The sequence below is a fragment of the Nocardia sp. TBRC8007 genome (assembly GCF_056629435.1).
The window spans coordinates 11,789-22,096 of sequence record NZ_JBWSOR010000024.1 but is presented as its reverse complement, the minus strand read 5'-3'; the positions used below and the strand labels follow the sequence as shown (position 1 = coordinate 22,096).

Here is a 10,308-nt window from a genome sequence, read left to right as displayed (position 1 = left end):
ATAATGGCCATGTATTTCGATCCGAAGTCCTGGTCGCTGTTACGGACCATCGATCTCGGGAAACGCCTGCTCGAGCCACCCGCACTGGAGCAGTGGGTCGCGCTCGGCGCCGCGTGGATGGACCCCATCGCCGACCTCGGCGCCGGGACTGTCACAGCGCTGCTGCCCGACGTGCTGATGACGATGCTCAGCGAAGGCATTCTGAGCCGGTTCGGCGGACAAGAAGTCGACGCTACGCTCCTCGGTCACCACCTGCATGCCACCCTGAAGGTACTGAAGGCGCGGCGCCGGGGCGCTCATTTTCAGATCAAGACGGTACTGTCGCAGCTGCGCTGGGACAACCACCCGATCGAGGCTGTGACCGTCATCGCACACGGCGTCCGCCTGATTCCGGGCATGCCGACCAGAGTGCGCGCCGCCCGACTCGACCTGATCGGTACCGTAACCACTACGGCGCTGATCAACTGGCTCAATACCCGATCACTGGACTGGTCCCTAGAGCCGCACCCGAGTGGGCTTATCCGAGCCAGGCATCGACGACGACCGGTCACCGCGCTGGTCGACGCGTCCATCACAGTCAATCTGCTGCATATCGATGTGCGCAGAGCGAGCTGGCGGGGCGTTCCGGTACCGCGTCGAGTGCTCGGCGCCCATACCGTACCGCTCGAACAGCTCCCCTCGGCAACGCGGATCGCACGCGCCACTCGAGAGGGCAATCTGATCCGGTTCCGCGTCGAACTATCGGAAATCACCGGTTCGTTCGACCTTGCTCAGGTCCGCTCCGCGATCCTCGCAGGCACCACGCTGATCGTCTTCTGAGCCTGGCCCGGCTCTGCGTCTGGTCAGTCCTGTGTTTTCCACCACTCGAGCAGTGCGGATTCGGCTTCGGCACGGGTGAGTGGGCCACGATCGAGCCGCAGTTCCTTCAGATAGCGCCACGCCTTGCCCACCGCGGGGCCTGGTGGCAGGCCGAGCAACTCCATGATCTCGGTGCCGTCCAGGTCTGGACGGACCTTGGCCAGATCCTCCTGTTGCCGGATTCGCTCGATCCGCGCCTCCAACTCGTCATAGGTGGCGCGCAGCGCGGCGGCCCTGCGCTTATTACGAGTAGTGCAGTCGGCGCGGACAAGCTTGTGCAGACGGGGGAGCAGCTCACCGGCATCGGTGACATAGCGGCGGACCGCCGAATCGGTCCACTGACCTTTGCCGTAGCCATGGAAGCGCAGGTGCAGGAATACCAGCTGAGCCACATCCTCGGTGAACTGTTTCGGATACTTCAGCGCTCGCATCCGTTTACGCACCATCTTCGCACCGACCACTTCGTGGTGATGGAAGCTGACACCGCCACCCGACTCGTTCCGTTTGGTATCCGGCTTTCCGATATCGTGCAGCAGCGCGGCCCAGCGCAGTACCAAGTCGGGGTCGCTTTCCTCCTGGTCGATGGCCTGCTCCAACACCGTGAGGGAATGCCAGTAGACATCTTTGTGCTGGTGGTGCTCGTCGATCTCCAGCTTCATCGCGGGGACCTCGGGCAGCACTCGCTGAGCCAGTCCGGTCTCACACATGAGGTTGATGCCGTCGATCGGATGCGCACCCGCGATCAGCTTGTCCAGCTCGACACGCACCCGCTCGGCGGTGATCCGATCGATCTGAGCGGCCATAGCAGTGATCGCTTCTCGAACCCGCGGATGCGGCTCGAAGCCGAGTTGAGAAACGAACCGTGCGGCACGCAGCATCCGCAATGGATCGTCATTGAACGAGTCCTCCGGTGCGGCCGGCGTGTCGAGCACGCCCTGAAGCAAGGCGTCCATTCCGCCGAGCGGATCGATGAATTCCATCGCGCCATCCGCGCCGACCCGGACCGCCATCGCATTCACCGTGAAGTCCCGGCGAACCAGGTCGCCCTCTAGCGAGTCCCCGAAGGTCACCTGTGGGTTGCGCGACACCCTGTCGTAGCTGTCCGCGCGGAAAGTAGTGATCTCCAGTTGCTGACCTTCTTTGACCGCACTGACTGTGCCGAATGCAAGACCACCGGTATCCCACAGATTATCGGCCCACCCGCGCACTATGTCCTGCACTGCCTCCGGCAGCGCGTCGGTGGTGAAATCCAGATCGGTCCCCAACCTGCCGAGCACCGCATCCCGAACACTCCCACCGACCAGGTACAACTCGTATCCCCGCGCCGCGAACAACTCACCAAGGGGGGTCAACACGTCCGACAACTCACCGAGGCTTACCGCCGCAGCTGCCAGCAGTCGGGTACGTCTATCCAGCGCAGCATCCTCTGACTTGGGCGAAACCACGAATGAGCAGCTTACCGAGCCGTGACAACATGGATACCCGCACAGCCCCCACAATGATGTCCACTGCTCGTGGACTCGGCTCAGCACAGCCGGGCAGGGCGTGCGCAGCGGCGCAGGCGCGTGGATCACGCACAGTAGGATTGCCAGGTGTCTCCGGCCGATCGTGCGAACAGTCGACGCCGCCAGCCTCGGCGCCGCGGTTCGGCCGGCGGCGCTGCGAAACCCCAGATGCGCACGGTGCGGGAAACCTCAGCGGGTGGGCTGGTCATCAACGGACTGGACAGGCCACAGGACAACCGCAGTGCGGCCCTCATCGGACGCACCGATCGCCGAGGGCGGCTACTGTGGTCACTGCCCAAAGGACATATCGAAGAAGGTGAGACCGCCGAACAGGCCGCGATCCGCGAGGTCACCGAGGAAACCGGAATCATCGGCGTCATAGTGGCTGAGCTAGGCAGCATCGATTACTGGTTCGTGACCGAAGGTCGGCGGATACACAAAACAGTGCATCATTACTTGCTGCGTTCGGTCGGCGGCGAGCTGTCCGACGCCGATGTGGAAGTCACCCAAGTCGCTTGGGTGCCATTGAACGAACTGGACTCTCGGCTGGCCTACGCTGACGAGCGGCGACTGGCCGAGATGGCGAACAAACTGATCGACCGGATGGAGACCGGCAAGCGATGACGCATGGACTGTTCCGGATCTTCGTGGCGGTCCTGACCATCCTCGGCTCGGTGACGATGCTGCCACTGCTGGATTCCGCAGTGGCCGTAGCACGACCGACCGAATACGGCGCCTCGTCGAACCCGAAATTTCTGAAGTTGTCGCTGGATTCGGTGTCGCCGACCACGGTGACCACCACCAGTGATCCCATACTCAGGGTCTCGGGCACAGTCACCAATATCGGCGACCGAGTGGTGGACGATATCAGCATCCGCCTCCAGCGTGCGGCGGCGATCACCGCACCGAGCGGGTTGCGCACGACATTGCGTCTCGACGAGGCCAATTACGGCGTACACGGCGAGTTCGAGGACATCGCGCGGCGGTTGAATCCAGGCCAGCGCAAACAATTCACACTACCCATCCCGTTACGCTCCGCCGACGGCGCGACATCACTCGGCATCACCGAACCTGGCGTCTATCCAGTGCTGCTGAATGTCAACGGCGAACCAGCCTATGGCACCCAGGCCAGGCTGGACGATGCCCGGTTCCTGCTGCCGGTACTCGGAGTGCCCGCCGCACCGAGTGATCAGACTTCCGCTTCGGTGATCCCTTCAGTGCCCGCGCCCACCGAAGCACCGGTGGCGACGACATTGCTGTGGCCATTGGCCGACCGACCTAGGCAAACCGCAGGCAGGCCAGGCAGCGCCGACAGTACCGTGCAGCTCACCGACGACGAGCTGGCCACCTCCCTCGGAAAAGGCGGCCGCCTCGATCAGCTGTTGACCGCACTGGAGGCGATGATCGGCACCATCCGAAACGGCACCGACAGTACCCACTTGGACAGCAATCTGGACACGGCAGTCTGCCTCGCGATAGATCCTGATCTGCTGCTCACGGTACGTGCGATGACCGGCGGTTATCGCGTGCTGGCCAGCCCATCCGATCCGGATGGCGCGACCAGAGCAGGCACCGGTACCGAACAGGCGAAGGCCTGGCTGGGTCGGCTGCGCACACTGGCGGAGTCGATGTGCACAGTGGCGCTGCCGTTCGCGCAAGTGGATCTGACGGCATTGGCCGCAGTCGACGACCCCGCGTTGACCGAGCGTGCGATCGACCAACCCGCCGACATCATCGATTCGATCCTGTCCACTCACTCGGTGCGTGGGGTCAGCGTGCCAGAGTCCGGCAGCATCGATAGGGGAGCAGGACTTCTCCTGCGCAACCACGGTTTCCAGACCGCAGTGCTCGCTTCGACCGCGATCAACCCACAAGGCAGCACAAGCCAGGCCCAATCGACTGGTGGGAACAGCCCGAACGCCGCGGAGACGAACTCGGCCACCACGACAGCGGGCACCCGTATAGTCCGGCTGCCCGCCATCACCGCGACCGGGTCGTCCATCGCACCCGCGCCCGTGCCGCCGAATACACCAGGTGCGACACCGCCGACCGCTGACGTCCCAGGATCGGTCCCCGACTCTGCGCTGCGAGCGGTGACCTTCGATATCTGGTCCGCGACCGCGCTGGCCGCAGTCGGCTCCAACCCACCTACCCCCCCCTTCACCCCAGCCCAGGCCCGCTACAAGGTAACAAGCGATTCTCGTTCGGCGCGGCTGCAGGACGCACTCGGAGCTATCTCTTGGAGTGCGCTGAATCCGGAAGTGGAACGGTCACGCGCACTGTTGCTCGTCCCACCGCAGCAGTGGGGCGCCAACCAGCAGGAGTCGACCGCACTGTTACACCAACTCGATCTATTGATGCGCAGTGGCCTCGCCACGGCACGCCCATTCCAAGATCTGGCGGCACTGCCACCAGACCCACAACCCCATGAGCTGGATTATCTGTCGCGGGTCGCGCAGCACGCGGTGCCGGATCAGTTCGTGCCGCCCACGCGGGAACAGGGTCGCCGGATCAGCGAGCTGATGCGCGCGATGGTGGACGTGCCAGCCGCGGAGTTGACGCCGCGTGATTTTCTGACGCCGTTGCGGGATGATCTGATCCGCGCGCTGAGCCTGTCGGATAGGCGAGGGCGCGACGCTACCCAGCCGAACACCTTCGCCCGGCGCAGGCTGGATCAGACCACCCGGACAATGGACGAACTCTACCGCTCGGTCACCGTGCTACCGCCGGGCGGTGTGTACACACTCGCTACCGAACAGAGCCCTTTACTACTGGTCGCCCGCAATGATCTACCGGTGGCCATCCAGGTCAGATTCCGCATCGAGGCTCCGGCCGGGACAAAAATCACCGATCCCGGCGAGCAGCAGCTTCCACCGAACGGGTCACGATCCTTCCGAATCCCAACTGAGGTGAGCGACAGCCGCAACCTGGTCATTCCCATCTCGCTCACCACGCCGGAGGGGATCGCGCTCGGCAGCCCGACTCAGGTCTCGGTGCGGTCGAATGCCTATGGTCGAGCCTTGGCGATAATTACTGGATGCGCCGGTTTCCTACTGCTCTTGCTGGTCGGACGCCGACTGTGGCACGGATTTCGTGGACAGCCAGATCCGGCGGACGAGGGTTTCGATTCCGATACCAGGCGTCGCGCCAACCGCTACCGACGCGCACGCAAGCGGATACTGCGGGCGCGAAAGCAACGCAGGCGAACGCGGTGAGCAATTCCGTAACAGCGACCTCGCACCAACCACTTCTACCTGCATCAATGTGGAATGTCGCCGTGTCGTGTGGCACGGTAGAGGACAATCAAGTGTTCCGTGCCGGCCTGGCCGGAGGGGCGATGAACAGAATGTGCACCGATCGTGGTGAACCGGTGGGGGTATGGATATCCCGGCAGGTACAGGAGGCAGGATGAGTGACGATGGCATATCGGCTCATCGCCCCCGACAAGGCGATGAGCCCGAAGAGCCACCGATCCACCGAGCACCGGCCGCACCGTGGGAACGCCACCCACCCGAGACCAGGTACCCGCATGAGCGGGATCTGGACAGGAACGGTGGCCCGATGCCGCCGATCGGTCAACCTCCGGCCACAGCACAATCGAGACCAGGGCAGCGTATGCCCCCACCCGACCCGGGACCGAAACGACCGCCGCTGCCGCTACCACCGCACTTCGGCCCTTCCCAGGATCGGCGGCAGTATCCCGTTCCGCCACCTGGATCTGTGCAACCGCGGCAGGCGCCGCCTACTTCTGTACACCCTGGGCCTGGCCAATCCGGTCCGTTGCCGGCCGGTGCCCCCAATTCCACGCCACCAGCAGGGCTGCGTCCACCTCAGTCCGGCCCCATCCCGGCCACACCGCACCCACTCCACTCCGGACCTATCCCGGCCGCCCCACCGGAATCCGGCCGGTCTCAGCCACCTCGTTATGCCCCGGTACGACCACATCTGCCACCGCCGGATCAGCGGCAACCAGCTCCTGCCAGCAATGAGACCACCGCACCGGAACGCCCACGGACCGAGGAAGTGCCTGCCCGCACTGACATCACGAAGCCGCCGGAAACCGACGAATCGAAGCAGAATTCGAACTCCCGGCTGCTCAGTGACTCGGGATCGATCGCTTTCGCGACACTGATCAGCAGGATCACCGGATTCGGGAAACAGTTATTGCTACTGGCTGTTCTCGGCCCAGCGATCGCCAGTGCGTTCGCATCCGCCAGTCTGATCCCGAACATGATCGCGGAACTGGTACTGGGTGCAGTGCTGACCGCGATTGTCATACCGACACTCGTACGTGCGGAACAAGAAGACGCCGACGGTGGCGAATCCTTCGTGCGGCGTCTGGTTACCGCGGCATTCACGGTGCTGGCACTGGCGACCTTGTTCGCGCTCGCGGCGGCACCGCTGCTGGCAACCCATGTCTTCGTCTCGTCCGACGGCAAGGTAAACACCTCGCTGACCACGGCGCTGACATTTCTACTGCTGCCCGCGATCCTGTTCTACGGTATGTCAGCGCTGCTCACCGCAATTCTCAATACGCGGCAAGTGTTCAAACCCGGCGCTTGGGCTCCAGTGCTCAATAACATCGTGGTGCTCGCCGTACTCGGTCTCTACGCACTGACCCCTGGTGAGATCACCCTCGATCCGGTGCGGATGAGTGATCCGAAGATCTTGGTTCTCGGTCTCGGCGTCACACTCGGTGTGCTCACGCAGGCGCTCAGCCTGGTGCCCGCCATTCGCCGACAAGGTATCAACCTGCGGCCATTGTGGGGGATCGATACCCGGCTGAAGCAATTCGGCCGAATGGGCATCGCCATCGTTCTGTACGTGTTGATCAGCCAGTCCGGGCTGATCATCGCCAACAATATCTCGTCACACTCCGACGCGGCCGGACCTGCGATCTACCAGAATGCCTGGGCACTGCTGCAGTTGCCCTACGGCGTACTCGGCGTCACCGTGCTCACCGCGATCATGCCTCGGTTGAGCCGAAACGCCGCGGCGGATGACGCTCCCGCGGTCGTCGACGATCTCTCGGTCGCCACTCGGCTGACCATGATCTCCTTGGTCCCCGTGGTCGTATTCCTGACCTTGGCAGGACCACAGGTCGGTAGAGCACTGTTCGGCTACGCACGATTCGCGGACGATGCCGAACGCCTCGGCCTGGCGGTGAGCTGTTCCGCCTTCACGCTTATCCCATACGCACTGGTGCTCATCCACCTGCGCGTGTTCTATGCCAGAGAACAAGCGTGGACACCGACCTGGATCATTCTAGGAATCACCACCGCCAAGGTTATCTTCTCGGCGCTCGCCCCAGTGGTCACCGATGCCGAGCACGTGGTGATCGCACTCGGTATCGCGAACGGACTCGGCTTCATGGTCGGCGCCATGGTCGGCGGCTACCTGCTGCACCGTAGCCTCGGTAATCTCCGAATGGCCAATGTCGGGCGCACTGTGAGCCGCGTGGTGCTCGCCTCACTGGCTGGTGGCGCGGTGATGTGGATCGTGGACCGGGTACTCGGCCTGGACCGGCTGAGCGCATCGCTCGGCGGTCCCGGCTCGCTGCTCCGGGTCGCCATCACCGCTTCGGTCATGCTCGCAGTGGCCTTCGGCCTGATGCGACTGGCCGGAATCCCGGAAATTGTCGCTATTACCGTGGCTATCTCCCGGCGCCTCGGTTGGACCCCGCCAGCACCGGATCTCGACCTGAAGAGCCCGGCCGAAGACCCCTACGCCACGCAAGTACTTCGACGGCCCGACCCGTACCTCGCCTACCCGCGGTTCGATCCGTATATGGATGCCCAGACCATGGTGCTGCCGGTAATCAGAGCCGACGCTGTCGACATCACCGGTGTGAGCGAGTTCCCGTACCCTGTTCGGCAGAGAAACACAAGTGGCGAATTCGCCGGAAGCTCGACATACCAGGGCGAAGGAGGACCGAGGGTGAGCGACGACGCAGCGGATGGCGTCCCGGCCACCGATTCTTCTGCGACCGCGGCCGGCGGCCTGTCCACCGATGTACCGCTGACTGCGGGGAAGCCGTATTATTCCGCGCACGCGCATGAGGAGCCAGAAGCGACTCCGCCGGATCCGGATGTGGCGAGACAATCAGGGAGCCGACCGCCACACGATCCGATGTACGACACCGGAACGTTCCCTGTCGGATCGCCGGAGATGCCACCGATGGGTGGCGAAGGCCCGGCCGCTCGGCGAGTGCCGCGCGGTCCCAAGCTGATTCCCGGCGCTTCGGTGGCCGGTGGCCGCTACCGGCTGCTGGCTAGCCACGGCGGTGCGCGTGGCTTGAAGTTCTGGCAGGCACTAGATATCAAGCTCGACCGTGAGGTGGCGCTGACCTTTGTCGACGCCGATCAGAAGGAAGCCGACAACGCCGGTCACGATGGCCCGCAAGCGATCTTGTCTCGTACGCTGCGCTTGGGCCGGATCAACTCGCCCGGCCTCGCCCGCGTCTTGGACGTCGTTCGTGGTAGCTCAGGCGGCATCGTAGTGGCGGAATGGACCCCTGGCCGTTCGCTGCGCGAAATGGCCGACACAGTACCTTCACCGATCGGTGCCGCGCGCGCCATCCGTGCCCTGGCTTCGGCGGCCGAGCTCACTCACCGAGGCGGCGGGGCACTGTCTATCGACCATCCCGACCGAGTACGCATCAGCGCGGCAGGTGACGCGGTGCTTGCTTTCCCCGGCACCCTATCCGATGCCGACGCACAGGCCGATGTCCGTGGTCTGGGCGCAATGCTCTATGCGCTGATCACCGCGCGCTGGCCGATTCGCTCCGGTGGAGTCACCAACACCGCCGCCAGGGTCGGTGGGCTTCACATGGCCGACTTCAGTCCAGATGGCACCCCCATGGAACCACGGCAGATCCGTCCCGAAGTACCGTTCGAGATCTCCGCGGTCGCCGTCCGTTCACTGGAGTCGAACAAAGGCGTACGCACCGCCGCCACGGTTCAGCATGTGCTCGAGCAAGCCTCGGTGGTCGATCAAAAGACCGACTTCATTCCGGTACTGCGGCTCGGCCAACGCGCGTCCACGAACAACGACGACTCGCTAGCCGATCCAGAGCTGCTCGCGGCGGAACGAGAACGAGCGCAACGGATGATGTGGATCATGATCGGGCTCGGCATCTTGGCCGCGCTGGTGATCGGCATCGTCATCTGGTGGATGGTCAGTGTGTTCGCGCCGAGCGCCTCGGACGCACCGCTGAATGAACAGAGCGATATCGGCTTGACGACCAACAGCCAGCCCACACCGACTCCCGAGGCCGCGGGCCCGAACCTCGCACCGACCAGCGCACAGATCGGCACGCCGATCGCCGTGACTACAGTATCGGTGTTCTCCCCTGAAGGCACCCCAGACGGCGTCGCCAACGCCCAAGCAGTGCTGGACAGCAATCCGGACAGCCTGTGGCGTACAGATCAGTACTTCCAGCAGTTCCCAGCGCTCAAGAAGGGCGTCGGGCTGATGGCGACGCTGTCCAGTCCCGCGAAACTCACGAATGTCTCGATCCGCTCGCCCAGTGCCGGGACATCAGTGGAAATCCGCACTTCACCAACCAGTTCACCAACGCTGGATCAAACCCAGCTGGTCGGTTCCGCCCAGCTGAACGATGGTGTCACCAACATCCCGGTGCGAACCGACCAGGCCGCCCAGTACGTACTCGTCTGGATTACCGAACTGGCGACTTCCGGAAGTCAGTTCCAAACTTCCATCGCTGATATCCATTTCGACGCCGTCCCGTAGCCGGACCTCGCGCCGCTCCTCGTTATTCAGGCCGCACTAGCGCACATCCCCAGCACCACATGCGCCTCCGTTTCCGGCCGATCGCTTCAGTTGCCGCCAAATCGTTACAGACGATATGATCCTCAGACGCTTAGCAGGGAACTTCCCAGATTCTGAAGTTCTCGTTCCCAGATGCTGCGAGATCTCGGTGACG

General features: G+C 63.7%; 5 protein-coding genes. 4 read left to right on the top strand and 1 reads right to left on the bottom strand.

From position 1 onward, the window contains the following. The first annotated feature begins 3 nt into the window (after window positions 1–3). A complete protein-coding gene (locus ACX4ZE_RS16690) occupies window positions 4–819 on the top strand; it encodes a hypothetical protein (RefSeq protein WP_480274361.1) in 816 nt (271 codons plus the stop codon). Between the two features lie 23 nt (window positions 820–842). Here the strand turns inward: ACX4ZE_RS16690 and ACX4ZE_RS16685 are convergent, their stop codons facing one another. Then, window positions 843–2,303 (bottom strand): CCA tRNA nucleotidyltransferase, encoded by a 1,461-nt coding sequence (locus ACX4ZE_RS16685; RefSeq protein WP_480274360.1) that lies wholly within the window; start codon window positions 2,301–2,303, stop codon window positions 843–845. Window positions 2,304–2,450: 147 nt separating this feature from the next. On the opposite strand from ACX4ZE_RS16685, the gene ACX4ZE_RS16680 reads away from it, so the two are divergent. From ACX4ZE_RS16680 to ACX4ZE_RS16670, 3 genes are all read left to right on the top strand, one after another. Beyond that, on the top strand, window positions 2,451–2,987 hold the full coding sequence (locus ACX4ZE_RS16680) for an NUDIX hydrolase (protein ID WP_480274359.1): 537 nt from the start codon (window positions 2,451–2,453) through the stop codon (window positions 2,985–2,987). Then, on the top strand, window positions 2,984–5,578 hold the full coding sequence (locus tag ACX4ZE_RS16675) for a DUF6049 family protein (protein ID WP_480274358.1): 2,595 nt from the start codon (window positions 2,984–2,986) through the stop codon (window positions 5,576–5,578). The genes ACX4ZE_RS16680 and ACX4ZE_RS16675 overlap by 4 nt, the downstream gene beginning before the upstream one ends. An 808-nt stretch (window positions 5,579–6,386) precedes the next feature. Continuing rightward, window positions 6,387–10,115, top strand: a complete 3,729-nt coding sequence (locus ACX4ZE_RS16670) for a murein biosynthesis integral membrane protein MurJ (protein ID WP_480274357.1) — start codon at window positions 6,387–6,389, stop codon at window positions 10,113–10,115. Window positions 10,116–10,308: the final 193 nt, after the last annotated feature.

What these genes read in the sequence shown, in the direction of transcription:
- ACX4ZE_RS16690 (WP_480274361.1), top strand. Translation starts at nt 4, where the DNA reads ATGGCCATGTATTTCGATCCGAAGTCCTGGTCGCTGTTACGGACCATC.
- ACX4ZE_RS16675 (WP_480274358.1), top strand. Translation starts at nt 2,984, where the DNA reads ATGACGCATGGACTGTTCCGGATCTTCGTGGCGGTCCTGACCATCCTC.